Annotated in this window: 20 protein-coding genes; 12 read left to right on the top strand and 8 right to left on the bottom strand. The window is 52.1% G+C overall.

Going from position 1 to position 25998, the window contains the following annotated elements:
- From aroE to ACFODX_RS03440, 5 genes are all read left to right on the top strand, one after another.
- Complete coding sequence (gene aroE / locus ACFODX_RS03460; RefSeq protein WP_378116097.1) at window positions 1-831, top strand: shikimate dehydrogenase; 831 nt, start codon at window positions 1-3, stop codon at window positions 829-831.
- A 15-nt stretch (window positions 832-846) separates the two neighbouring features.
- On the top strand, window positions 847-1755 hold the full coding sequence (locus ACFODX_RS03455) for a hypothetical protein (protein WP_378116095.1): 909 nt from the start codon (window positions 847-849) through the stop codon (window positions 1753-1755).
- Window positions 1756-1784: 29 nt separating this feature from the next.
- The gene (locus tag ACFODX_RS03450; protein ID WP_378116093.1) at window positions 1785-2237 is read left to right on the top strand and encodes a YqaA family protein; all 453 of its coding nucleotides are present in this window, start codon (window positions 1785-1787) and stop codon (window positions 2235-2237) included.
- Window positions 2238-2389: 152 nt separating this feature from the next.
- Window positions 2390-2824: a DoxX family protein gene (locus tag ACFODX_RS03445; protein ID WP_378116091.1), complete on the top strand. Its 435-nt coding sequence runs from the start codon at window positions 2390-2392 to the stop codon at window positions 2822-2824.
- Between the two features lie 119 nt (window positions 2825-2943).
- Complete coding sequence (locus ACFODX_RS03440; protein WP_378116089.1) at window positions 2944-3636, top strand: pirin family protein; 693 nt, start codon at window positions 2944-2946, stop codon at window positions 3634-3636.
- A 4-nt stretch (window positions 3637-3640) separates the two neighbouring features.
- Here ACFODX_RS03440 and ACFODX_RS03435 read toward each other — a convergent pair whose 3' ends face one another.
- The 5 genes from ACFODX_RS03435 to ACFODX_RS03415 form a co-directional block, all read right to left on the bottom strand.
- Window positions 3641-4702, bottom strand: coding sequence for an ABC transporter ATP-binding protein (locus ACFODX_RS03435; RefSeq protein ID WP_378116086.1), 1062 nt, complete (start codon window positions 4700-4702; stop codon window positions 3641-3643).
- 48 nt (window positions 4703-4750) lie between these two features.
- The gene (locus ACFODX_RS03430) at window positions 4751-6385 is read right to left on the bottom strand and encodes an ABC transporter permease (protein ID WP_378116084.1); all 1635 of its coding nucleotides are present in this window, start codon (window positions 6383-6385) and stop codon (window positions 4751-4753) included.
- Between the two features lie 26 nt (window positions 6386-6411).
- The gene (locus ACFODX_RS03425; protein WP_378116082.1) at window positions 6412-7443 is read right to left on the bottom strand and encodes an extracellular solute-binding protein; all 1032 of its coding nucleotides are present in this window, start codon (window positions 7441-7443) and stop codon (window positions 6412-6414) included.
- Between the two features lie 112 nt (window positions 7444-7555).
- A complete protein-coding gene (locus ACFODX_RS03420) occupies window positions 7556-8251 on the bottom strand; it encodes a fumarylacetoacetate hydrolase family protein (protein WP_378116080.1) in 696 nt (231 codons plus the stop codon).
- Window positions 8248-8787 (bottom strand): gamma carbonic anhydrase family protein, encoded by a 540-nt coding sequence (locus ACFODX_RS03415; protein ID WP_378116078.1) that lies wholly within the window; start codon window positions 8785-8787, stop codon window positions 8248-8250. The genes ACFODX_RS03420 and ACFODX_RS03415 overlap by 4 nt, the downstream gene beginning before the upstream one ends.
- Window positions 8788-8868: 81 nt before the next feature.
- On the opposite strand from ACFODX_RS03415, the gene prlC reads away from it, so the two are divergent.
- The 7 genes from prlC to ACFODX_RS03380 all read left to right on the top strand — a co-directional run bounded on the left by prlC (window position 8869) and on the right by ACFODX_RS03380 (window position 21282).
- Complete coding sequence (prlC, locus tag ACFODX_RS03410; protein WP_378116076.1) at window positions 8869-10953, top strand: oligopeptidase A; 2085 nt, start codon at window positions 8869-8871, stop codon at window positions 10951-10953.
- Window positions 10953-11207 carry a YheV family putative zinc ribbon protein gene (locus tag ACFODX_RS03405; protein WP_378116074.1) on the top strand — a complete coding sequence of 85 codons (255 nt, stop codon included), beginning with the start codon at window positions 10953-10955 and terminating at the stop codon, window positions 11205-11207. Before prlC ends, ACFODX_RS03405 begins: the two co-directional genes overlap by 1 nt.
- Window positions 11208-11578: 371 nt before the next feature.
- Window positions 11579-14653, top strand: a complete 3075-nt coding sequence (locus ACFODX_RS03400) for a TonB-dependent receptor (protein WP_378116072.1) — start codon at window positions 11579-11581, stop codon at window positions 14651-14653.
- Between the two features lie 221 nt (window positions 14654-14874).
- Complete coding sequence (locus tag ACFODX_RS03395; protein ID WP_378116070.1) at window positions 14875-15597, top strand: SapC family protein; 723 nt, start codon at window positions 14875-14877, stop codon at window positions 15595-15597.
- 40 nt (window positions 15598-15637) lie between these two features.
- Complete coding sequence (locus ACFODX_RS03390) at window positions 15638-16672, top strand: cupin-like domain-containing protein (protein WP_378116068.1); 1035 nt, start codon at window positions 15638-15640, stop codon at window positions 16670-16672.
- Window positions 16673-16729: 57 nt separating this feature from the next.
- Complete coding sequence (locus ACFODX_RS03385; RefSeq protein WP_378116066.1) at window positions 16730-18214, top strand: tryptophan halogenase family protein; 1485 nt, start codon at window positions 16730-16732, stop codon at window positions 18212-18214.
- A gap of 332 nt (window positions 18215-18546) precedes the next feature.
- Window positions 18547-21282, top strand: a complete 2736-nt coding sequence (locus ACFODX_RS03380; RefSeq protein WP_378116064.1) for a TonB-dependent receptor — start codon at window positions 18547-18549, stop codon at window positions 21280-21282.
- An 83-nt stretch (window positions 21283-21365) separates the two neighbouring features.
- Here ACFODX_RS03380 and ACFODX_RS03375 read toward each other — a convergent pair whose 3' ends face one another.
- From ACFODX_RS03375 to kduI, 3 genes are all read right to left on the bottom strand, one after another.
- On the bottom strand, window positions 21366-23951 hold the full coding sequence (locus tag ACFODX_RS03375; protein WP_378116062.1) for a glycoside hydrolase family 3 protein: 2586 nt from the start codon (window positions 23949-23951) through the stop codon (window positions 21366-21368).
- Window positions 23952-24264: 313 nt separating this feature from the next.
- A complete protein-coding gene (locus ACFODX_RS03370) occupies window positions 24265-25059 on the bottom strand; it encodes a gluconate 5-dehydrogenase (protein ID WP_324257097.1) in 795 nt (264 codons plus the stop codon).
- A 17-nt stretch (window positions 25060-25076) separates the two neighbouring features.
- Window positions 25077-25916 (bottom strand): 5-dehydro-4-deoxy-D-glucuronate isomerase, encoded by an 840-nt coding sequence (kduI, locus tag ACFODX_RS03365; RefSeq protein ID WP_378116060.1) that lies wholly within the window; start codon window positions 25914-25916, stop codon window positions 25077-25079.
- Window positions 25917-25998: the final 82 nt, after the last annotated feature.

Here is a 25998-nt window from a genome sequence, read left to right as displayed (position 1 = left end):
ATGACTGATTTATACGCTGTATTTGGCAACCCGATTAATCACAGTAAATCCCCGGTTATCCATCGCCAGTTTGCCGAGCAAACCGGGCAGGATATGCACTACAACAAACAGTTAGTGAATGAAGGCGAATTTGAACTGGCTGCGCAGGAATTTTTTACGCAAGGTGGAAAAGGTTTAAATATCACGGTGCCATTTAAATTAAATGCCTTTGCCTTTGCGCAAAAACGCACGGCGCGTGCAGAGCGCGCCGGCGCCGTTAATACCCTGGCAAAACTCAGCGATGGCAGCATCCTCGGCGATAACACCGACGGTATAGGCATGATCCACGATATGCACAACCTGGGTTGGGAATTGGAAGGCAAGCGCGTATTAATTCTGGGCGCCGGCGGCGCTGTGCGCGGCATTTTGCAACCGCTGTTGGAGGAAAAACCCGGGCAAGTAGTGATTGCCAATCGCACGCCGGAAAAAGCAGAAGAGCTGGCCAAAAATTTTCTCGACCTGGGCGATATACGCGCAAAAAGTTTTGCGCAGTTGCAGGGCGATCATTTTGACTTGGTGATTAACGGCACTTCCGCGAGCATGCAAGGCGAACTGCCACCGCTGCCGGATGATCTGCTCGCCGCCAACGCCTGTTGTTACGACATGATGTATGGTGCTGAACCAACTATTTTTTTAACCTGGGCCAAACAACATGGCGCAGCACAGATCGCCGATGGTTTGGGTATGTTAATTGGACAGGCGGCAGAAGCCTTTTATTTGTGGCGACAAATTCGCCCTGAAGTTATTCCGGTGATTACCGCGTTGCGCCGGCAATTGACCGAGAAAAAATAAATCGTGCCGGCGGCCATGACAATCAACAACGCACTGGTGCACGCTGGCTTTAAATGCCGGCGCTGCCGTTATTTGGCGATTGTGTTGTTGCTGCTGGCGAATTTATTTTTTATTGCGCCTGCACTGGCTGCAGAAATTGCAGCGCAATCACACCCGACTCCACTCAAGGTAGTGGTGCCCGGCAGCGGTATCGCCAAGCCCAATGAGCCTTACTACTATTACGTCAATTTGTTGCGCTTGGCATTGGAAAAAACCCGTGCTACCGATGGCGAATTTGAATTGGCATTTCACGATCACGGCGGTGGTATTGAGCGCGACCGTGCGATGTTAATTGCCGGCACAGGGATAGATGCCATGTGGGCATCGGTGACGCGCGAGCGTGCGGAAAAGCTGCGTGTTATTGATGTGGATTTATTAAAAGGCCTGAATAATTACCGCGCGCTTTTGATTCATCGCGATAAACAGGCGCAATTTGCCACAGTGACCAGCCTTGCCCAATTGCGCCAGTTTAAAACCGGCACCGGACCCTACTGGACCGATGGCATCATCCTTAAAGACAACGGTTTTTCACTGGTTTACGGCGCTAATTATGGCGGCCTGTTTAAAATGCTCGCCAAGCACCGGTTTGATTTTTTTTCGCGCGGTCTGCATGAAATTCAAAGTGATATCATCAATTTTTCTTCATTGGGGTTAATTCAGGAAGGGCATTTGTTGCTCAAATATGATCGCCCGGTGCGCTACTGTTTTTTTGTAAATAAAAATAACCTGGCGCTGGCGGAGCGCATTGAACGCGGTTTGCGTTTGGCGCAAGCCGATGGCTCATTTGATAATTTGTTTTTTAGCATGCCCAATTTCAAATATGGCAGCGAGGTGTTGCAGGAACCGCAGCGCCGTGTGCTGTTGATTCGCAATAACACCAATTAAATATTTCTTCAGGCGGGTACAGTGCCGCCATGGTCAGTGCCGCTATGGTTAGTGCAGCGATGGTTTATGCCAGTTTATTTGTTACCGCACTTATCGCCGCGACTTTCTTTCCTCTCTCCTCGGAGGCTTTGTTAATCACGCTATTGCAGCAGGGCTACGCGCCGCTGTTGTTGGGGCTGGTTGCGACCTCTGGCAATACCCTGGGTTCTTGTATTAATTGGTACCTTGGCAGGCAATGCCTGCGTTTCCAGAATCGGAAATGGTTTCCTGTCTCCGCGCCGCAACTGGCGCTCGCCCAGCGGCAGTTCCAGCGCTACGGGATTTACTCACTATTGTTTGCCTGGCTGCCAGTGGTGGGTGACCCACTAACCCTGCTTGCGGGGGTGATGCGGGTGAAGTTCCCGCTCTTCCTGCTGTTGGTAGCACTGGGCAAGGCGCTGCGCTATACCTTGATCATCTGGCTCAGCCTGCAGTGGCTTTGAGCTGGCAATTCTATAATCTAAAAATGCGATCATAATAAGCAGTTTTTAGCTATTTTTAATCTAATTATTTAACCTTATTCTGGCTGCAACTGGGGCGATGGTAGAAGCTTGCCGCGCACCAAACCTACTCACACAGTTTTTTGGAGTTAACCATGAGCGCCATTAATAAAATTCTTGTCACTAACGATTCCTTCTCTGCCCTCGCCCTGCGCCTGCCCCTGGGGATTATTTTTGCCGCTCACGGCGCGCAGAAATTGTTTGGCTGGTTTGGGGGTTACGGTTTGGCGGGTACTGGCCAGTGGATGGAATCCATCGGCCTTGGCCCCGGGGTGTTGATGGCGGCCTTGTCAGGTTCAGCTGAATTTTTTGGCGGCTTGGCCCTGCTCATCGGCCTGCTGGTTCGCCCGGCGGCACTGGTCTTGGCAGTAACCATGTTGGTGGCGATTGTGACCGTGCATCTCAGCAACGGTCTGTTTATGAGCAACAACGGTTACGAATTTGGTTTGGCGCTGCTTGCCGGCTCAGTCTCCTTGCTGATTTCCGGGGCCGGTCGTTTCAGTATTGACCGCCTGATTGCCAAAGCCTGAGTACACCAAGGCCTGCAACATTGCCCAGGCGCCCGCTAAAAACCGGGCGCCTCACATCCGATGAGACCCATAGAAAATGCTGCAACTATGCCCGGCATGGCCAGCAAGTGGAGGTATTTATGATCAGTATCAGACGCAGCCAGGACCGTGGTGGTGCCAATTTTGGCTGGCTGGATAGCAAACACAGTTTTTCCTTTGGCAGTTATTACGATCCGCGCCACATGGGTTTTTCCGCGCTGCGGGTTATCAACGATGACCAAGTGGCGCCGGGCGGTGGATTTGCCACCCACGGTCACAGCAATATGGAAATCATCAGCTATGTGTTGGAGGGCGAAATCGCCCATAAAGACAGCGAGGGTAATGTCGCCACCCTGCCACCGGGTGAATTCCAGTTGATGTCTGCCGGCAGCGGTATCCGTCACAGTGAATTCAACCCATCGGCCAGCAAACCGCTGCATTTCCTGCAGATTTGGATTGAACCCAATGTGGTGGATAAAGCGCCGGGCTACCAGCAAAAAGCCTTTGGTCGCGAGCAGGGCCTTACCCTGGCAGTAAGCCCCGATGGTGAGGCGGGCAGTTTGGTGATCAAGCAGGATGCGCGCTTGTATCAACTTTTGCTCGATGCCGACACCACTGCTGAATTGCCTGCTTCTACGGCGCGTAAATACTACGTGCACCTGATTAGCGGCGAGCTGGCGATTGAGGGCGAAACCCTTGAGCCGGGCGATGGTGCAAAAATCGAAGGCATTGGTAACCTGCTAATGGTTGCCCAGCAGCAAGCGGTAAAGGCTTTGGTGTTTGATTTGCCGTGATTGTTTAATCCCCGGCAGCAAACACAAATACCCCGCGCCTATCCAGGCTTATCCAGTATTGATCCCCCAGCCCGGCCAGTTGATGGCTGGGCATTTGCATTTGTAGCTCCACCTCTTGCCCGCCATGATTGATGCACAGGCTGGCAAGGCTTGTGGCGCCGAGCATATGGGCCTCCTGCAATCTTACGGCTTGAGCGCCGGCGCTGTTGGCAGGAGCGAGTTGCAGCGATTCGGGGCGAATCAGAATCTGCGCGCGGCTTCCCTCGGCTAAGGCCGGTGCGGTGATGGCACCAAAAGGCGTTACAACTAATCCCCCATCTACCTGCGCCTCAAGGCGGTTGATATCGCCAAAAAATTCGGCGGCAAAGGGGCTGACCGGGTGGTGGTAAATCTCGCTCGGAGTCCCTATCTGCAGGATTTTCCCCTGTTGCATCAGCGCGATGCGGTCGGCCATAAACATAGCCTCTTCGGGGTCGTGGGTGACCATGATGCTGGTGGTGCCGCTGGCCTTGAGCAGGTGCAAAGTTTCGCTGCGCAGGCGGTGGCGCAGGCGTATATCCAGATTGGAAAAGGGTTCATCGAGCAGTAGCAGGCGCGGCTGTGGCGCCAGCGCGCGCGCCAGTGCCACACGCTGCTGCTGGCCGCCGGAGAGCACATGGGGCAATTCTTGCGCACGTGCGCTCAGGCCCACCCGCTCCAGCATCGCCAGTGCCTGTGCCGGGCGCGCCGGTTTGGGCAGTTGGTGCAGGCCAAAGGCGACGTTGTCGAGCAGTGACAAATGCGGAAAGAGCGCAAAATCCTGAAACACCAAGCCTATATCGCGCTGTTCCGGCAGTTGCTGGCGCGCGGGGCTGGCAATCAGTTCGTTATCCAGCCGGATCTCGCCCGTTTGCAGTTGTTCCAAGCCGGCGATCAGGCGCAGCAAGGTGCTTTTGCCGCAGCCGGAGGGCCCGGCAAGGCAGAGAATTTCGCCCGCATTTACCTGCAGCTGGATATCGCGCAAAACACTCTGCTCGCCAAACTGGTGCGCTATTCCGCTCAGGCTCAGGTGATGGGCATTGCTCATACAAAATGGCTCATACAAATGGCTAACAATCAGGGTTAGCGGGTCAGGTCAGTGGGATGCCTGTTTCATGCCGTAGCGCGACAACAAAACAATCGGCAGCACTCCGGCAAGTACGATTAACAGCGCCGCCATGGCGCCACTTTCATAGCTGCCGCGCGAGGCTTCGCCGTACAAATGGGTGGCGAGCGTCTCCACATTCAGTGGACGCAGCAGCAAGCTGGCCGGCAGTTCTTTCATACAATCAACAAAAATCAGCAGCATGGCGGCTGCCAGTGCCGGGCGGGCCAAGGGCCAGTGAATCAGCCGCGCGCGCAGGCTGGCGCCGGTGCCCAGCGAACGCGCGGCATCGTCGAGTGAATAGGGAATCTTGTGAAAACCCGCCTCCACACTGCCCGTACCTATCGCCAGAAAACGCGCCACATAGGCATAGACCAAGGCGACACCAGTGCCGGATAAGAGTAATCCGGTAGAGATACCGAATAGCTGCTGCGCCTGACTATCGAGTGTTGCATCCAGCCAGCCCAACGGCCCGAGCAGGCCAATCGCCAATACCGTACCGGGCACCGCGTAACCCAGACTGGCGATGCGCACCAATACACGCATGCCCGGCGCGGCCCTTGCCAGACGCAGGCTGTACACCAACAGAAAAGCCAGGAGCGCGGCCATCAGGGTGGCGATGCTGGCGAAGGTCAGGGTGGTGAGGGTTTTATCGAGCAGGCTTGCATCCCACCCCACCGCGTTCCAGCGCTCCAGACTGGCGCTAACTAAATGACCAGCGGGCACCAAAAAGCCGAGGGTGACGGCGAGCCAGGCGATGATCACCAACAGCCAGCCCCAGCCAGATACCGGGCGCGGGGTGAGGGTGCGATTCTGCCGTGCGCTGCTGGCATAGTGGCTGTGGCGACGCGCCCAGCGCTCAAGGGCGATCAGGCTGAGCACCAGCAACAGCATAAACAAGGCGATTTGCGCGGCGCCAGCGAGGCTGGAGCGGTTGACCCAGGTAGAGTAAACCGACACGGTTAAGGTGCGAACACCCAGTAGTTCGGCCGCGCCTATATCGTTAATCGCCTCCATGAGGGCGAGGCTGGCACCCACCGCAATTGCCGGGCGCGCCAGTGGCAGGGCGATACGGAAAAAGCGGCGCCCCGGCCCCGCGCCCAAACTGGCGGCAGCATCCAACAGCCCGGCCGCCTGCATCATAAACAGCGCGCGTGTGGGCAGGTAAACATAGGGGAAAAGCACTAGCCCCAGCAGCAGCATGCAACCGCCAAGGGAGCGGATATCCGGCAGGCGGAATTCGCGCGGGCTGCTATAACCCAACAATTCGCGCAGCCAGGTTTGCAGGTCGCCAATCGGGTGGAGTAGATCGAGGTAAACATAGGCGACTATATAAGTCGGCACCGCCAAGGGCAGCAACAGCGCCCAGCTGAGCAGGCGGCGACCGGGAAATTCGTAGGAGGTCACCAGCCAGGCGCTGCCGGTGCCGAGTAGAATCACCAGTGCTCCCACACCGGCCAGCAGTAGCAAGGTTTGGCCCAGCGCTTGGGGCAGCACATAGGCGCGCAAATGCGGCCATAGTTCGCCCGAGCCCTCGAGCGCGTGACCCGCAATACTCAGTACCGGCAGTAGCACCAACAGTGCTACCAGCCCGGATACCAGCCACCAACCGTGGTTAAGGCGCATTTACTAAGTCGATAAGCGCGTGTGGGTCAAAGGTCGAAACCGACCTTATCTACCAACAGGCTGGCGGCTTTGCGGTGTTTGGAAATATCCGCGAGGGAAGTGGAATCCACCTTGAGTTCACCCAGCGCCGCAATAATGGGATTAAGTGTCGCCACCGGATTGACCGGATACTCGTAGTTGGCCTGGGCATAAATCGCCTGGGCTTCGGGCGATACCAAAAACTCCAGCAGTTTGATGGCATGCGCTTTATTGGGTGAGTGTTTGGCCAGCGCGGCGCCCGACACATTCACATGGGTGCCGCCGCCTTCAAACACCGGCAACAGGGCGTTAATGCCATCGCCCCATTTTTGCTGATCCGCGCCGCCCGCGCCGCTGCGCATCAGGCCGAGGTAATAGCTGTTAGCCAGCCCAACATCACACAGGCCACCCAAAATATCCCGCGCCACATCGCGGTCGCCGCCACCGGGGCGCTGGGCGAGGTTGGCTTTCAGGCCGCGCAGCCAGGTTTCGGCTTTGGCCTCACCATGTTTAGCGATCATATGGGCGATCAGCGCGGTGTTGTATGGGTGTTGGCCAGAGCGAATGCACACCTTGCCTTTCCATTCGGGCGATGCCAATTGCTCATAGCTGATGGCGGACAAATCCAGCTCTTTGGCGACATAAAGCGTGCGTGCGCGCATGGACAGCGCAAACCAATGGCCATTGGCATCGCGTAGTGGCGCGGCGATGGTTTTTTCCAGCAGCGCCGATTGCAGGGGCTGGGTGACACCTTTATCAACCAGATCGGTCAGGTTGCCAAAGTCCACCGCCATCAACAGGTCGGCAGGCGAGCGTTCGCCCTCGCTGGCGACACGTTCTGCCAAGCCATCTTTCAAAAACAGGGTATTCACTTTGATGCCACTGCTGTCGCTGAATGCTTTTAACAGCGGTTCGATCAGCGCCGGCTCGCGGGTGGTATAGAGGTTTACTTCAGCCTTGGGGGTGGCGGCGTTTAGCAGTGGCGAAAGCGTCAGGGCTGCCAGTAAACCCAGTTGGCGCGCAGTGCGGATCAGTGACATAAGCGAGCTCCAAAAAGAAACAATGGGCGCCGAGTCTAGCACCCACAGAACTTCAGGCTCAATTGAGAATATCAATCACTCGATCTTTGATTCTCAGTGGTGCAAGTGATTTTTATTGGTCGGGAGGGCGCCTGACCGGCAGCTGGAGTGGCTCCGCAAAACCGTCCAACCGGGCAATCAATTCATCGCCCGGTTGCACTGGCCCTACCCCCGCGGGTGTGCCGGTGAAAATCAAATCACCCGCTTCCAGTTTGAAATAGCGCGATACCTGCACAATCAGTTCCGGCACCGACCAGACCATCTCGCGCCAGTTGCCGCGTTGCACTGTTTCACCATTGCGCGTTAACACCAAATCGCCGTAATTTTCCAAATCTGCCAAAGAGCCTGGTTGGATGGCAGTGCAAGGTGCGGAGCCATCAAAACCTTTGGCCAGTTCCCAGGGGCGGCCCAGCTGTTTGGCCTCTTTCTGGCGGTCGCGACAGGTCATATCCAAACCCACCGCAAACCCAAACACATAATCACCCGCGTCAGCGAGTGCGATGTTGGCGCCGGATTTACCAATCGCCACCACTAATTCAATTTCATGTTCCACCTGATTGGAAAAATGCGGGTAGATAAAATCGCTGCCATTTTGCGCCAGCGCCGTTTGCGGTTTAAAAAAGAAAAACGGTGGCTCGCGCTCGGGGTCATGGCCCATTTCGCGGGCGTGCTCGGCGTAGTTGCGGCCGATGCAAATAATTTTATGCACCGGAAAACGGTCGCTGCTGGCAGTAATCGGCAGCGTATAAACGGGTGATGAAAGGCTCATTGGGTTTCCTTGAGGTAGGCATCTTTTAATTTCACGTAATTATTGGCCGAGTAGCTAAAGAAGCTGCGCTCGGATTCCTTCAGCGGGCGGATCTGTTTCACGGGCGAGCCCATGTACATAAAACCCGACTCCAGGTGCTTGCCCGGTGGCACCAGTGAACCGGCGCCGATGACCACTTCATCTTCCACCACGGCGCCATCGAGGATGGTTGAACCTATACCGATTAAAACGCGGTTGCCGATGGTGCAGCCATGCAGGCACACGGAATGGCCAACAGTCACCTCGTCGCCAATGGTGAGCGGGTGGCCGGCGGGGTTGTAGTCGCTGGCGTGGGTGATGTGCAGCACCGAGCCGTCCTGCACACTGGTGCGCGCGCCGATGCGAATGCGGTGCATATCGCCGCGAATCACCACACAGGGCCACACCGAGCTGTCATCGCCCAGGGTCACATCGCCGATCACCACGGCGGATTCATCCACCATCACGCGGCTGCCCAATTGCGGTGTGTGGCCTTGGAAAGATCTTATCGCGCCCATAGTTATGCTCCTGAAAATAGCTGTATTTAATGGGTGTATGATACGCCAAACCCCCGCCGATTTTGTTTCCGGAGCCATTGCATGACTAACCCCCTGTTAGCCTCACATTTGTTACCGCCGTTCAGTGCGATCAAGGCGGAGCATGTCACTCCCGCTATTAAGACGCTGGTTGCGGAAGGCCGCGCCCAATTACAAGCCTTATTAACCAGCCTCAATGAATCAGGTCGCGGGCCAAGCTGGTCGAGCCTGGTGGCGCCACTGGAAACCCAGGGCGATAAACTCGATCAGGCCTGGGCGCCGGTCAGTCATTTAAATGCCGTTGCCAATAGCGATGAACTGCGCGCGGCCTACACCGAAAGTGTCGCACTGCTCACCGAATACTCCACCGAGTTCAGCCAAAACGAAGCACTCTACCAGGCCTATCAACAACTCGCGGCCAGTGCGGATTTTGCGCAATTAAATCAAGCACAGCAGCAGGCGATTAATAATGCCCTGCGCGATTTTCGTTTGGGTGGCGTCGCCCTGAGTGACAGCGATAAACAACGTTTTGCCGCGATTCAACAGCGCCTGTCCGAACTTGCCACGCAATTTTCCAACAATGTATTGGATGCGACCCAAGCCTGGTTTAAACAATTTGATGAGGCGAGCGCATTGGCGGGTTTGCCTGAATCGGCACTTGCACAAGCGGCGCAAACCGCCGCGCAAAAAAATCTTCCGGGTTATGTAATCACGCTCGATTTTCCCTCTTACTACGCGGTGATTATGTACGCCGATAGTCGCGCGTTACGCGAAGAAATTTATACCGCTTATGTCACGCGCGCGTCTGCTGCCGGGAAAAAAGCGGACGGTTCATCCGCCGCCGAGTGGGACAATAGCGCGATCATTGCCGAGACTTTGGCGCTGCGCCATGAGCTTGCCCAATTGCTGGGTTTTGCCAATTACGCCGAGCGTTCACTGGCCAGCAAAATGGCGGAATCAACCGCGCAGGTTATCCAGTTTTTAAATGAGTTGGCGGCGAAATCCAAACCTTTTGCCGAGCGCGATTACGCCGAGTTGCGCGCTTTTGCCGCCGCGCAAGGTTGCAGTGATTTACAAGCCTGGGACACTACTTACTACAGCGAAAAATTGCGCGTGGAAAAATACGCAGTAGCGCAAGAAGAATTGCGCCCTTATTTCCCCGCCGAAAAAGTTATCGCCGGTATGTTTGAAATCGTTCGTCGTTTATTTGGCATAGATGTCAAACCAGTTGCTGCCTTTGATACTTATCACCCTGACGTGCGTTTTTATCACATAGAAAAAAATGGCGAGCAGCTAGCGAGTTTTTATTTGGATTTATTTGCGCGCGATAAAAAACGCGGCGGCGCCTGGATGGCGGATTGCCGCGTGCGGCGCACCACCGAACAGGGCGTGCAATTACCGGTGGCCTTTTTAACCTGTAATTTCACTCCACCAGTAGGCAGCACACCATCGCTGTTAACCCACGATGAAGTGACCACCTTATTCCACGAATTTGGCCACGGTTTGCATCACATGCTCACGCAAATTGACGTGGCGGCAGTGAGCGGTATTAACGGCGTGGCGTGGGACGCGGTGGAATTGCCCAGCCAATTTATGGAGAACTGGTGTTGGGAACCGGAGGCGATTCCATTAATTTCCGGTCACTATGAAACCGGTGAGCCACTGCCGCAACATTTGCTGGAAAAAATGCTCGCTGCTAAAAATTTCCAATCCGGTTTGCAAATGATTCGCCAGCTGGAATTTTCATTGTTTGATTTCCGCTTGCACGCCGAGTACAACCCGGCCGCGCCGCAGTCCGCACAAACAGTATTAAACCAGGTGCGCGATCAAGTCGCGGTTATCAAACCGCCTGCATTCAATCGCTTTGAAAATAGTTTCAGCCATATTTTTGCGGGTGGTTATGCCGCGGGTTATTACAGCTACAAATGGGCCGAAGTTTTATCCGCCGATGCCTACTCGCGCTTTGAGGAGGAAGGCATTTTTAATGCCCATACCGGCGCAAGTTTCCTGCAAGAAATTTTGCAACAGGGTGGCAGCAAAGCGCCGATGGAATTATTTAAAAATTTCCGCGGGCGCGAACCAAAAATCGATGCGCTTTTGCGTCATTCAGGTATTACTGTGGTGGATTTCTCCGGGGAGGCAGCCTAATGGCTTACAGCAGTCAACGTCGTTTTGTCGCGGGCGCCGTGTGCCCGCGCTGTTCAGAAATGGACAAGCTGGTGGTCTACAGCGAAGCGGGAAAAGATTACCGCGAATGTGTCGCCTGTGGTTTTAAGGATGAAATGATTTTTAAATATGGTGCGCGTGAATTGGAGACGCGTGTAAATCAAACGGAGGCTGAAAAAACCGCGGTACAAGTTATTAATATCCTTCCTTTTTCTGCAGATAAATCCGATAAATAATTTGTGCGCGCACGCAATTGTGCGCGCCATTTCCCCGCGATTGCTTCACATTTCCTTTTCAATTTATACCCACTTACTGACGCTCCTGTGTATTACCGTAACAAGTCCAAATAAAACTTATAGTCTTTTGTGTGCGAAGGTTGTTGTCATAATGAACATATGATACTTGTATCCAACCATTCAAGTCGCGGTGTGCGTTTTGCTGATCTAGTCTTACTAGCTGCAAGACCCCATGCCTGTGGATGGTGATATACGAGAAAAGGATGAGTTGCCACCAGAGTGATGGCCGGCCCCCTCGGCAGGGGAATGTCCAAAGCTGACTACATCCTCGGGCTTTCATAATCGATAACAATTCCCAGGAGCTTTACTCCATGAACACAAAAGCACGGTTTAACAAAAAACTCATCGCTTCAGCGATTGCTTCCACCATGCTCGGTGGTGTAGCTAATTTCGCCGTGGCGCAACAGCAAGATACCGTTGAAGAAGTAATGGTTACCGGTATTCGTGCGTCACTTGAGCGCTCAATGGACACCAAGCGCAATTCCGCTGGTGTTGTTGACGCCATCAGTTCAGAAGACATTGGTAAATTCCCCGATACCAACCTTGCAGAATCTTTGCAGCGCATCACTGGTGTATCTATCAGCCGTTCAAACGGTGAAGGTTCACAAATCACTGTGCGTGGCTTTGGCCCAGACAACAACATGATCACCCTGAATGGCCGTACTATGCCGGCGGCATCAACCAATAACGGTGGTGGTGGTGATTCCAGGGCGTTTGACTTTGCAAACCTGGCTTCAGAAGGTATTAGCGGCGTAGAGGTCTTCAAAACAGGTAAAGCGAATATCACTACCGGTGGTATAGGCGCGACCGTCAACGTTAAAACGGCCAAACCACTGGATAACCCAGGCTTGGTAGCAAGTGCTGGCGTCAAAGCCGTTATGGACACCACTAACCGCGCTGGCGATGACGTAACACCTGAGGCCTCAGGCTTGTTTAGCTGGTCTAATGACGATTCAACCTTTGGTGTTGGTCTGAGTGCTAGCCATCAGCAGCGTGATTCAGGAGCAACCGGCGCCACAGTCAACGATTGGGGTATCTACGAGTGGGACAGCGTTAATACACCCCAAAGAGCCTGGAACAACGCTAATGCCCAGGTTACAAATGCACCGGATGAAGGCCAACTCTACTCGCGCTTTTATGACCTGCGCTATGAGTTTATCGACACTCAACGTACGCGCGACAACGCACAGTTAACGCTTCAGTTTGCACCTACAGACGATTTTACCGCTACCGTGGATTACACCTTTGCGGAAAATGAAATCAAGTCGCACTTGGGTCAAGCCGGCAACTGGATGCAACAAGGCGGCAATATTCAGGCCGTTGAGTTTGACAACCAGGAGATCGCCACCATGATCTATGCCAAAGAGGCATACGGGAATGCGATTGATGAAGGTTTTGAACAACAGTGGAGAGAGCAAACCAATACCCTCGATTCTGTCGGCGTAAACCTGGCTTATCAGGTGACTGATGCCCTCTCGTTCAACCTGGACGTACATGATTCAGAAATGCACAGCCGTGGCACTGGCCCGCATGGTACCGGCCAAATCCGTATGGCACTCGCCGCGCCTGTTGTTGTAGAGCGGGAGTGGTTTTTTGGCGGGTACTTCCCCACCTATCTGAACGTATATGACGATTCACGCCGCGTTAGACCTGACTCAGTTGAAGCTGCGTCACCTTGGGTACGCAATGGCATGGTTGATCCAAGCGATATCAGTTCAACCATGCTCAACATGGATCAAGCAGATCAGTTATCGTCTGTTACCCAGATTAAACTTGATGGTCGTTACGATCTTGACAACGGTCACTTTGATTTCGGTATAGAGTCCCGCGAAATGGAATCTAATACCCGCCGATATGCCACAGGAAACATTTCTCTGGGCAACTGGGATGGTAACTACCCTGGTGAGTTTGGCAGTCTGGTTCGTCCTTTTGATCTTCAGGGTGAGTTCGACGACTTCTCTCCAAGAGCGGGTGGTTACGGCTTTATTGCCAACGCCGCTGACCTGTACGAAGCTGCCTTGCAGATTCCCCGTTACAGCAGCATTTTGCCTCCAGCAATGAAGCAGTCTGCCCATAACATTGTGGTAGAAGACATGCAGTCCGCTTACTTCCAGATTGGCTTGGAAGGTAATGTAGGGAATATGCCGTTCAGCATTTTGACCGGTTTGCGCTATGAGACCACCGATGTAGATTCAAGCTCGCTGTCCTCCGCTTACTTCTACCGCTGGGAGAGCGACAACGACGTATCTATCAACGTTGATGACACCAAGCCACAAACGTTGGTTTCTGCCAAAGCCAGCTATGACAATCTGCTGCCTAGCATGGATTTAACCTTGAATGTGACCGATGACATAGTCAGCCGTTTCTCGTTCAGCAAAACCATTGCCAGAGCGGGCTTGAGTTCTCTGGGGGCGTCTGCGTCCAATTTCGGTAGCGGTGGTGGCGCTACCTATTTGGGTAATATTCCCACAGCAAGTGCATCAAACCCTGGCTTGTTACCTTTGGAGTCAACTAACTTCGATCTCTCTGTTGAGTGGTATTACGATGAGGGTAGCTACGCTTCCATTGGTTTCTTTGAAAAAAATGTGAAGAACTTTCTTGGTTCTGAATCAATAGACCGCGAGTGGCTAGGTATTCGCAACTCGACTAACGGACCTCGCGTAGAGGCGGCAGCAGCTCAGTTGGAAGCCGCTGGAATCGCCATTAGCGATGTTTCCCTGTTCAGCCAGACGGCATACAACGAGTTTGTCGTTTTACCTGGCGGCGGTCTCAATCCAGCTTGGGTGGCTGAATTTGGTAACACTGCCTACACAGGAACGAGTGCGCAAGATCAGTTCATCCTCGCTCAAAAGGATTGGGATATTTACGACAATGCAACTGATCCCTTGGCCGTTTTTAGAACCAATACGCCAAACAACGGGCGCGAAGCTAAAATCCACGGTCTTGAACTCGCCGTGCAGCACTTCTTCGGCGATACCGGTTTTGGTGTTCAGGCTAACTACACTCTGGTACGCGGTGACGTAGGCTTCGATAACCTGGGGTCGCCAGATGTGTCTCAATTTGCGTTGGTTGGCTTGAGTGATACTGCAAACCTGTCAGGTATATACGAAAACGACCGCTTCCAGGCGCGTATTGCATATAACTGGCGTGACGAGTTCTTGAATGAGACAAACAGAGGTGGTTTCAATAATCCACGTTATATTGAGGCATACTCTCAAATCGATCTTAACTTGAGTTACTCGGTGACTGATGCACTGACTGTGTCTTTAGAAGGTATCAACATTACTGGTGAAGACAGCCGTTCACACGGTCGTAACAAAGCGATGATGTGGGATATGTACGACCTGGGTGCACGCTATCAACTTGGTGCGCGCTATACCTTTTAATTAAATCGCGAGATTCAATTAAATATCTTATCGCTGATGAGTTAAAAAGCCGCTGAAAAGCGGCTTTTTAATTTCCGTCAGCTTTTTAATTTCTTCTGGCTTTTTTAATTTCCTCTGAAAGGTTTCTGTATTCTCAGGTATGCTTTACTTACAAGCGCCACATCAAAAACAGATAAAATTTTACCAATACCCAAGGTTTTTAAAGGTCTGGACATCAAGCAATGACAAACACAGTATTGTTGAATAACCTGGCACATCAGGATTTAAAAGTAGTTACCCGCTTCGGCGCTGAATTTGGTGATAATGTCAGTAGCGCATTAGCTTTTCCTACCGAATTTATTGAACTGCAAAAAGAATATCCAATTCTGTTCAGGAAAAATCCTGAAACACAAAAATTTCACGCAACCGTGTTGTTGGGGTTGAGCCAGGGTGAAAACCTGTTTTTAAATCCGGCCGTAAAAGCAGGGTGGGATGCGTATTATATTCCTGCAGTGATTGCGCGAGGTCCGTTCCTGATTGGCTTCCAGTCCGATGCTGACAAGAATAAAGTGCCCGTCATCCATATCGATTTGGATCATCCAAAAGCGAACAGTGAAAACGGCTATCCATTGTTTTTGGAGCATGGTGGTAACGGCCCTTATCTGGAGCACATTGCCAGTATTTTGAAAATTATTCACCAGGGCATTGCGCTGCAAGATGCAATGTTCAATGCGTTTACCGAGCTTGATTTAATTGAGCCTGTCGATATAGAAATCGATTTACATAATGGTGAGAAACAGCGTTTGGTGGGTAACTTCACTGTTAATGAAGAAAAGTTGATGGCACTGGGTGGTGAGCCATTGGAAAAATTGAACAAGTTCGGATTTTTGCCGCTCGCCTATGCAGTAATCAGCTCAATGACAAACATTCGAAGATTGACAGAAATCAAAAATCAGAAAAAGTAAGCTTGTCAGAATAGCCTAAACATTCAGCGTGAAAAATATTATGCCAATGATTACCGCTAGAACAAAAGTTATTACTGATTACCAAAACCGGGCTTTGGATGAAGCCATTTTTTCATCCAAAGAGCCGGTTGTTATTAAGGGTTTAGTCAATCACTGGAAACTTGCTGAACAAGGGCGACAATCAGATAGCCATGCAATTCACTATTTAAAGTCGCACTATAACGGAGCCCCTTCCACGGCTTGTATTGGGTCGCCCGATATCAAAGGTCGTTTCTTTTACAACGAAGAACGCACCCAGCTAAATTATGATTCCCGTACCATGCGGGTGGATGAAGTGCTGGATTTGATTCAGGAAAATTTTGATAAAGAAAACCCCAGCGCTTATTACATAGCATCCAATATTATTGATACCCATTTTCCGGATTTCAGGCGCGAGAATGATATTGCTATTCCGCGGCCTGAATCGATAGTTCCGCTTGAAGATTTGCGCATCAGCATCTGGATTGGTAATCGCACCACAGCTTGCTGTCACTACGATACCTCTGACAATCTTGCCTGCTGTGTGGTTGGCAAGCGTCGGTTTACACTTTTCCCGCCAGATCAAATTGCCAATCTTTATCCTGGGCCTTTATCGCCAACACCCGGCGGCCAAGTGTTAAGCATGGTGGATTTCAATAATCCCGATTTCAATTTATACCCCAAATTTGCTGATGCTATAAAACACGGCCAAATTGCCGAGTTGGAAGCAGGGGACGCACTTTATTTACCCAGTATGTGGTGGCACCAGGTTGAAGCGCTGAGTGCTTTTAATGTGTTGGTAAATTACTGGTGGAGTAATTCACCAAAATACATGGGTGCTGCTACCAACGTGTTGTATCACGCGTTATTGAGTTTGCGCGACAAACCAGAGCACGAAAAACTGGGATGGAAACACATTTTTGACTACTACATTTTTGGCGATGCAGAACAAGCTGCTGAACATTTGCCGGAGCCAGCGCGAGGGTATTTAGGCGAAATGGATTTGGCAAAAAGTAAAATGCTGCGTGCAATGTTGCTGAATAAACTTAACCGTTAAACGTTTTATCTATCTGCAAATATATCGACGAACGCGATTAATTGACGAGCTGTGGCGATGAAAAATAATAGTGTAAAAAAAGTAGTAATTGCGGGTGGTGGTACTGCAGGTTGGGTTGCCGCCGCCGCGCTGTCCAAGCAACTGGGGAAACTCCTGGATGTGGTGCTGGTTGAGTCTGATCAAATTGGGACCGTTGGTGTGGGCGAAGCCACTATTCCGCCGATGAGGACATTTCACTCATTGCTAGGGATTGATGAACAAGAGTTTATGCGCGCGACCGAAGCGGTATTCAAGCTGGGGATTTCGTTTAAAAATTGGGGCCAAATTGGCGATGAATATATTCACCCGTTTGGCTCAACCGGCCAGGGTAGTTACCTCGCTGATTTTCAACATTTTTGGTTGCATGCAAAAAGCAAAGGTATAAACGCCGAATTTGGTGAATATAGTTTGGAGGTGCAGGCGGCTAAAGCAAATAAGTTTGCTACGTCAAAAACCGGGACCATCAATTATGCCTATCATCTTGATGCTACCCGCTACGCACAATTTTTACGTCAATTTAGTGAAAAGCATGGTGCCAAGCGTATTGAAGGAAAAATTCAGCAGGTGCAGCAGCACCCTGATGGCGATATCAAAGCGCTTTTATTAGAGTCGGGCGAGCTTATTGAAGGTGATTTATTTATCGATTGCACCGGCTTTACCGGCCTGTTGATAGATAAAACCTTAAACACACCTTATGAAGATTGGTCGCACTGGCTGCCCTGTAACAGTGCTATTGCGATACAAACCGAGTCGGTAGAACCGCCCAAACCTTATGTCACCTGTACTGCACATCAGGCCGGTTGGCAGTGGCATATTCCGCTTCAGCATCGCGTTGGTAATGGAAATGTGTTTTGCAGTGACTTTATGTCTGACGACCAAGCAAAAGCACATCTTTTAAATAATGTTAGAGGAAAGGTGTTAACAGAGCCCAGAGTCATTAAATATAGAACCGGGCGGCGCAAGGTTTTTTGGAATCAAAATTGTGTTGCCTTGGGGCTTTCGAGTGGATTTGTCGAGCCGCTGGAATCAACCAGTATTTACCTGTTTATGATCGGTGTTGTCCGGCTAATGAGCATGTTCCCCTTTAATGGCATAACGGAATCCGTTATCAAAGAATACAATCAACAATTAATAGCGGAACTGGAAAATATTCGCGATTTTATTATCTTGCACTATCACGTTACTTCACGTGAAGACAGTGAGTTCTGGCGCTATTGTAAAAATATGAGTGTTCCGGATTCATTGTCCCATCGGCTTGAATTATTTAAGGAGCATGCGCTGTCTTATCAGGACAGTCGAGAATTGTTCAGGCGTGATTCCTGGTTGCACGTTATGCTGGGTCAAGGTCTTATGCCACAGCATTATCATTCGATATTTCAGACTATGCCTGATGATGAAATGGTAGGGCACCTGACTAATATTCGCACCAAAATTGCAGAGGTAGTAGCAAAGTTACCGATGCATCACGAATTTGTGCATCATTATTGCAAATCGTCGCATTAACATTTTAGGCACAGAGTGATCACCTGACTCTGTTCAATCGACTGATCAACCCTTGTGGGCTATTCCCACAAGGGTTTTTTATTTCTATCTATTTTTTTATCTATTTATACATATCCCTTCTGTCGCGCCCCCTGCAATAACAGCTGCATTACTCTCGTTGTCGCTCCACACCTGACCTAAACCTAAGGGCTGATTTCCTGCCGACTCTATTGACCCACTAGCATACAAGGAATAGTATTTGTGACTAATACACATGTATACAAGTGTACAAAAATAACATCAGTCACATCGGCGCGTGTCATGGCGGGCCGATCAACATCACGGGGAAGCTTATGAATAAATATACAAGACCAATGTTCAGCCTAAGTCTGCTCAGCCTGGCAATAGCGGCCAGCGCCCAGGCACAAGAGCCGGCGTTGGAGGAAATTGTGGTCACCGGCTACAAAGCGAGTTTAAAAAGCGCACTGGATACCAAGCGCGATTCCAACGGCGTGGTGGATGCGATTAGCTCGGAAGACATAGGCAAGTTCCCCGATACCAACCTCGCCGAATCGCTGCAGCGTATTACCGGTGTGTCGATTGACCGCAGCGGCGGTGAAGGCCGCCAAGTGACTGTGCGCGGCCTTGGCCCACAGTTCAATACCGTGCTGCTGAATGGCCGCCAGATGCCCAATGCCAACGCCAGCCGCGGTTTCAACTTTGACACCCTGGCAGCGGAAATGGTGAGCGGTGTGGAGGTGTACAAAACCTCTACCGCCACTACCCAATCCGGCGGTATCGGCGCCACCATCAATGTGAAAACCGCCAAGCCCTTGGACCTGGGCACCAAGTTTGCGGGTTCGGTGAAGGGTTTGAATGAATCCAATATCGACGACATTACCCCGTCCATTTCCGCCCTGGCGAGTACGACTTTTAATGACAATTTTGGTGTTCTGGCGGCAGTCAGCTTTCAGGAGCGCCAATACCAAAGTGATTCGGTAGAGCAGCGCCGCTGGGATTGGCGCTCGCGTCGCCCCGCCACCAAAGGCACTTATCTGGTATTGCCCGATGCCCAAGGCAATCCACAAAACGTGGATTTCTACCCTACCCAAACCGCGATCAAACGTCAGGAGTTTGAGCGCGAGCGCTTAAACGGCAGCCTGGTATTTGAATACAAACCAGCCGATAACCTGGCGATCACTTTGGATGCGCAATATTCCGACTTGCAACAGGAAGGCATGGAGTACGAAAGCGCGGCTTGGTACGGCTATGGCAACAATGAGCAGTACGAGATCGACGACAACGCCACCATCATTAATCGCACCGTGACCAACGCCGGTTTGGACTTCTTTGTGAACAACCCTGTTACCCAGGAAACCGGGTTAAGCACGGGCCTGGAGGTGGATTGGGACATCACCGACAGCTCCAAACTGGTATTTGGTTACAGCCAGTCCAAAGCCGAAGCCCAGCCGGATAAACAAGCCAACATCAGCCGCTCCGACCTGCAGGCATCGCCGCTGTCCTTTACCTTTGAAATTCGCGACGACGTGGCTAGCCACTATTACAACAACACTGACATCTCCCTCGCCAATGCCCGCATTTGGCAATACGACGGCTACTCCGACCCACGCACTGACGAAATCGACCAGTCTCGTCTGGATTACACCTTTGCCGGCGACAGCCTGACGGTAAAAGCCGGCCTGATGTTTACCGACCAGACCAAAACCATCGAGCAGTACATGGCGAAAGCCGGCGGTGTGTTGCAAGGTAAATACAACCTGGTAGGCAGCGACCCGGCCACCAGCATTTATCGCTCGGTGGCGGATGCCCAAAACGCCGGTTATGCGGTGAAAACCATGAACCACGCGATTATGGGTGACCTGGCCTACTTCGCCTTTGACCCGCTGGCGTTTAATGACTGGACCGCCTATGCCCAGCAGGATGCTGGCGCTACCGCCGCGCAGAAGGATGCTACCAACTCCACCCTGATTCGCCAGCCCAACTGGTCGGAAATCAACGAGCAGACTACGGCGGTGTATGTGGAGGCGACCAAGTCCTTTGACCTCAATGGTCGCGACCTGACAGTGGTTGCTGGCACCCGCTATGAAGACACCGCCATCGATTCAACCTCGCTGGAGCAAACCCTGGTATCGCTGACCCCGCCACCGGTGGCGGGTGAGTCTTATACCCGTGTTTATGGCGACAGCGTGCCCTTCACCGATGGCGATGGCTACGATGTGTTCCTGCCTAATCTGTCGCTGAAATACGACTTGCTAGAGGATGTTGTGCTGCGTTTTGGCGCCTCGCGCACCATTACTCGCCCCGAGCTGAATGACATGAAATCTGCGCGTACCCTGGGTGATGTGCGCCAAGGCCAAACCGGTGTAGGCAGTGCGGGCAACCCCAACCTCGAACCCTTTATGTCGGATAACTTCGATCTGTCGGCGGAGTGGTACATCAATGACTTTGATTACGTGTCCATCGGCGGCTTCACCAAATCCATCGACAACTTTGTGGTCACTGAAGGTGTGCCCGAGACCATTAACGGTGTGATCGACCCGGCTACCGGTCAGGATGTGATTTACGAAATGCGTCGCCCGCGCAACCTGGACACTAAAAAAGTCAGCGGTGTTGAAGTGGGTGGCCAGCACATCTTTGGCGATACCGGTTTTGGTGTTATTGCCAACGCCACCTTCGTATTTGCTGACCCGGAATATGACTTTGACACCCCGTTGGGCGAGATACCCACTGCAGATGCGGTGGTCGGCGTGAGCGATTCTGCCAACCTGGTGGGCTTCTATGAAAATGGCCCCTTCCAGATTCGTATCGCCTACAACTGGCGCGATTCATTTGTGCGTGGCTTCCAATACTTCTACACCAGCACCAGTAACGAGCCGGTGGTGGTGGAGGACTACTCACAAATCGATATCTCCATGAGCTACGACCTGAGCGAAAACGTCAGCATCTTCCTCGAAGGCATCAACGTCACCGAAGAAGGCGCCCGCATGCACGGCCGCGAGCAGAACCACATGTTCTACGTCGGCGAAGGTGTAGGCCGCTACGCACTGGGGGTTAGAGCGAGTTTCTAATTCGCAGGATTCAGTCGCTACACAACAAAAAACCCCGCATGTTGCCATGCGGGGGTTTTTGTTTAGGGGCTAATCAATCCTAATTAAGGACAGGCTACATCTTTACCTGCGCCTTTTACTACGCTGACCTTGGCAAAGGTGATATCCAGGGTGCCGCTAGTGACCAGCGAGAAAGGTGCCAGGACTTGGGTCCAGAACTCTGCTGGTGGTTGGGCAACACCGAAGTTGGCGCCTGAGTTGGGGTAGCAGCTGAACGGCACTGTCACTGTCTGCCAACCTTGACCGGCAAACCCTTTGAGTTTTTCAGTCAGGTCGATGTCCGATGCGCAGTAGGAGCCACAGCCCAAACGCAGGTAGCTGGTGGCGCTCGGGGCAGCGTCAACTTTGATATCAAATACCAGTGCGGAATCGCTATTCACGTAGTTGATAAAGTCCTGACGGTTGCCTACAGAGAGCGCAACCTGGCCTTGACCGCTACCGTTCCAGACTACGCGGCGCGCATCTTCCTGCACATCGCGGTCTACTGCTTGGATCATCAACGAGGAGGCTTTAACAGTGTTGCTGTTCATTGGCATTTGATCGTTCTGGAAGCCAATGATTTCCAATTGCCATGGGTCCATCGGGCGACGGTTGAAAATCTCCATCACGTCCATGGCTTCGGCAGCTTTGGGGCCGTCTTCTGGCAGGTCATCACCCAGAGTGTTTTTGTCGGCATAGCTCATGCCGTAACCGTAGGCGAACAGTGGGTCGTAATTGGCATCACCCTTGTTGAGCGGGGTTTGGTCAGGGTGTTTTGGCCAGGAGAAGCTCAGGCGACCTTTCATGTCGTGATTGATTTCGCCAGCGGCATTTTTAAAGATCACGTCAGCAACACCGGCACCTTCAGTGCCTGGCTGCCAAATAGCGACAAACGCGTCAGAAGCATTCAGCTCGCGGTTAACCCAGAGTGGGCGACCAGTGATAAACAGCGACACCACTGGAATGCCATCGCTGCGCAATTTTTTCAGCAGTTCCCAATCCACAGGGTTGCGTGGTTTGTAGGCCAGCATGCCCACGTCGCCTTGCATTTCGGCGTAGGGGTCTTCACCGAATACCACAATGGCCACGTCCGGTTTCTCGCTGTAGGAACCATCCACACTCAGTGTGGTTTTGCCGCCAGCGGCATCCACGACTTCTTTAATGCCGGCATAAACTGAAGTGCCGCCGGGGAAATCGCTGTTCACGTTGCCGGTGCCCTGCCAGGTGACTGACCAGCCGCCGCTTTGTTTACCAATATTGTCAGCGCCATCGCCGGCAACCAGTACTTTTTGATTGCGCGCCAGTGGCAGCAGGTTGTTTTTGTTTTTCAGCATTACCAGCGATTCACGCACTGCTTGACGGGCAACTGCGCGATGCTCAGGAGCGCCGAGCAGTTCTTTTTTGCCAGCCAGTGGGCGGGTAGATGGAGCGCCTTTTTCAAACAGGCCGGCGCGGATTTTCACGCGCAGGATACGGCGCACGGCATCATCCAAACGCTCGGCAGTGACTTCGCCGGATTTGGCTTGTGCGAGCAGGTTGTTGTACAGGTCTTTCCAGTTGGGCTCGGGAACCATGTAAATGTCCAGGCCGGCCATTAATGACTCAGGGCAGTCCACCGCGGTACAACCGGGAATAAAGCTGTGACCACTCCAGTCGCCCACCACCAGACCATCAAAGCCCATTTGGCCTTTGAGTACATCGGTCAGCAGGTATTTGTGGCCGTGCATACGGGTGCCATCCCAGCTGGTGAAGGAGGCCATCACCGCCTGCACACCAGACTCCAGCGCACTGAAGTAACCGGCGCCGTGGATGTCGCGCAGGTGTTGTTCATCGCCTTGGGTTGGGCCGCGGTCAACACCGTTTAAGGTGCCGCCATCGCCGATAAAGTGTTTGGCAGTGGCAATCACGTGGTTATTGGTAAGGAAGTTTTCGCTGCCGCCCTCACCTTGCAAGCCTTCCACCATTTTGCCGGCAAAGTCGCCAACGATTTGTGGGTCTTCCGACCAGCTTTCATAGGTGCGGCCCCAGCGGTCATCACGCGCAACCGCAACGGTGGGCGAGAAGTCCCAGTCCAGACCAGTCACGGCGATTTCAATCGCAGTCACGCGGCCAATTTCTTTCAGCAGCTCGGGGTTATTGGTGGCACCCAGGGCGATATTGTGGGGGAACAGGGTGGCGCCAATCACGTTACCCAAACCGTGTACGGCATCGGTGCCCCACATAATCGGGATACCAATACGGCCGTTGGATTTATCCACCGAGGCGTTGTAATAGCTGTCTGCCAGCTTCACCCAGTCTTCCATAGTGGCGTATTTGTTGCTGCCGGGGGTGCTGCCACCGCCGTTGAGCACAGAGCCTACATGGTATTTGGTGACATCTTCAGGGGTGAGGAATTTGATCTCTGGCTGGATCAACTGGCCGATTTTCTCTTCCAGTGTCATGCGCGCCAGGAGTTCCTCAATACGGGCTTCCACCGCCGGATCTTTTTTCACCGCGCTAGTAATAGCCGGCCATTCCACCTTGCTGGCTTGGGCGGCAGGCGCATCAGTGGCAGCAGGCGGTGCCTCGGTTTTTTTGGAGTCGCAACCCGCCAACAGCGAGAGCAAGAGCGCACCGGGCAGGAGTGCGCGTAGAGCAAGTTTATTGTTCATAGTGGGTATGACCTATTCAACGAACCAGAAATGAGATAACGGCTTGTTCGCGTCAGGCGGATGTCGCTGATATTTGAAATAGTATTCATCCATGCGAAAACCGGTGTTATAAACGTGCCAGCGGTGGTTGCACTGGGGGCGCACGTTCTATAAAGGTAGCATTTCAGGGGTTTTTAGCGAATCCCTTTTACTTTTAATAATCCTTTGCATAAAAAATTAGCAGTGCAATAAAAAAACAGCCGCCCTTGTGGGGCGGCTGTTGCGGGAGGAATCAGGATAAAAGGGGTAGTTCATCCTGATTTTGTACGGAGGGTTAAGCTTCGTTACTTGGTTTGCCGATGGTGGCGAGGATGCCGCCATCCACGTACACGATTTGGCCGGTAACAAAATCGCTCGCTTTGGAGGCGAGGAAAATGGTGGCGCCTTGCAGGTCATCCGGGTCGCCCCATTTGCCGGCCGGGGTGCGGCTGATAATAAAATCGTTAAAGGGGTGGCCGTCTACGCGAATGGGTTCGGTTTGGCTGGTGGCAAAATAACCTGGGCCGATGCCGTTTACTTGCACGTTGTATTTGGCCCATTCGGTGGCCATGTTTTTGGTGAGCATTTTCAAACCGCCTTTTGCTGCCGCGTAAGCGCCAACAGAATTGCGGCCGAGTTCGCTCATCATCGAACAAATATTAATAATTTTGCCCTGACGACGTTCCACCATTTTGCGTGCAACCGGGCGGGTCATGGTGAATACACCGGTCAAATCGATTTTGATGACTTCTTCAAAATCTTCCAGCGTCATTTCCAGCAGTGGTGTGCGTTTAATAATGCCGGCGTTGTTAATCAAAATATCAATCGGGCCGTGATCTTTTTCAATTTGATCAACAGCGGCAATCACTTCGTCTTCATTGGTCACATTAAATTTGTAACCAAATGCTTTAAAACCTTTAGCGCGATATTCGTTGACGGCGTTGTCGATTTTTTCTTGCGAGGAATTGCCGTTAATAATCAAGGTTGCACCGGCACTGGCAAGGCCGCTGGCCATGGCCATACCCAAGCCGTGGGTAGCGCCAGTAACCAGCGCGATTTTGCCGGTTAAATCAAATAATGGATGATTCATGTTTTTCTCTCAAAAAATTATTTCAATTCGCTGGGCTTGTGGAAATCCATGTCAGTGTAGTCCATGTTCTCCCCCGCCATGCCCCAGATAAAAGTGTAGTTGGCGGTGCCCACGCCCGAGTGCATAGACCAGGGCGGCGAAACTACCGCTTGCTCATTGCCAATCCACAGGTGACGGGTTTCATCGGCCGGGCCCATAAAATGGCAAACCGCGTGATCTTGCGGAATGTTGAAATAAAAATAGGCTTCCATCCGGCGGCTGTGGGTATGCATAGGCATAGTGTTCCAAATGCTGCCGGGTTTTAATTCAGTCATGCCCATTTGTAATTGGCAGGTATCCAATACCGAGCTGATCATTAGTTGATAAATATCGCGCTCGTTACAAGTATCGCCCGCACCCATGTGCAGCACTTTGCTGTTTTCCTTATTCACTTTTTTAGTGGGGTAGGTTTGATGCGCGGGCGTTGAATTCAAATAGAACTTGGCGGGATTGCTGGCGTCGTCACTGCTAAAAATCACTTCTTTAGCGCCACGGCCAATATAAAGTGCTTCTTTGGTGTCTATCGCAAATACTTCACCGTCTACCGAAACTTTACCGCTACCGCCGATATTAATTGCGCCCAACTCGCGGCGCGCTAAAAAATAGTCGGATTTTAATTGGTAGTAGGTTTCCAGTTGCACGGCTTTGTTTACCGGCATAACACCGCCCACCATCAAACGCTCGTAGTGGGTGTAGGTGAATTCCACTTGGTCAGGGGTAAAAATATTCTCGACTAAAAAATGTTTGCGCAGTTTTTCGGTGTCGTAATGTTTGTAGTCGTCCTGATGGACGGCAAAACGCTCTTCTAACACTTTCATAATAAAAACCTTCGTCTCTTGGCTGCTGCGCGCAGGCGCAACACAGGTTGATGGTAATCCACTCTATAGAAGCAGTGCGCAC

Source organism: Cellvibrio fontiphilus (assembly GCF_042646205.1).
Taxonomy (GTDB): Bacteria; Pseudomonadota; Gammaproteobacteria; order Pseudomonadales; family Cellvibrionaceae; genus Cellvibrio; species Cellvibrio fontiphilus_A.
Note: the sequence above shows the minus strand (reverse complement) of the source record. Positions and strands in the feature narration are given on the sequence as shown.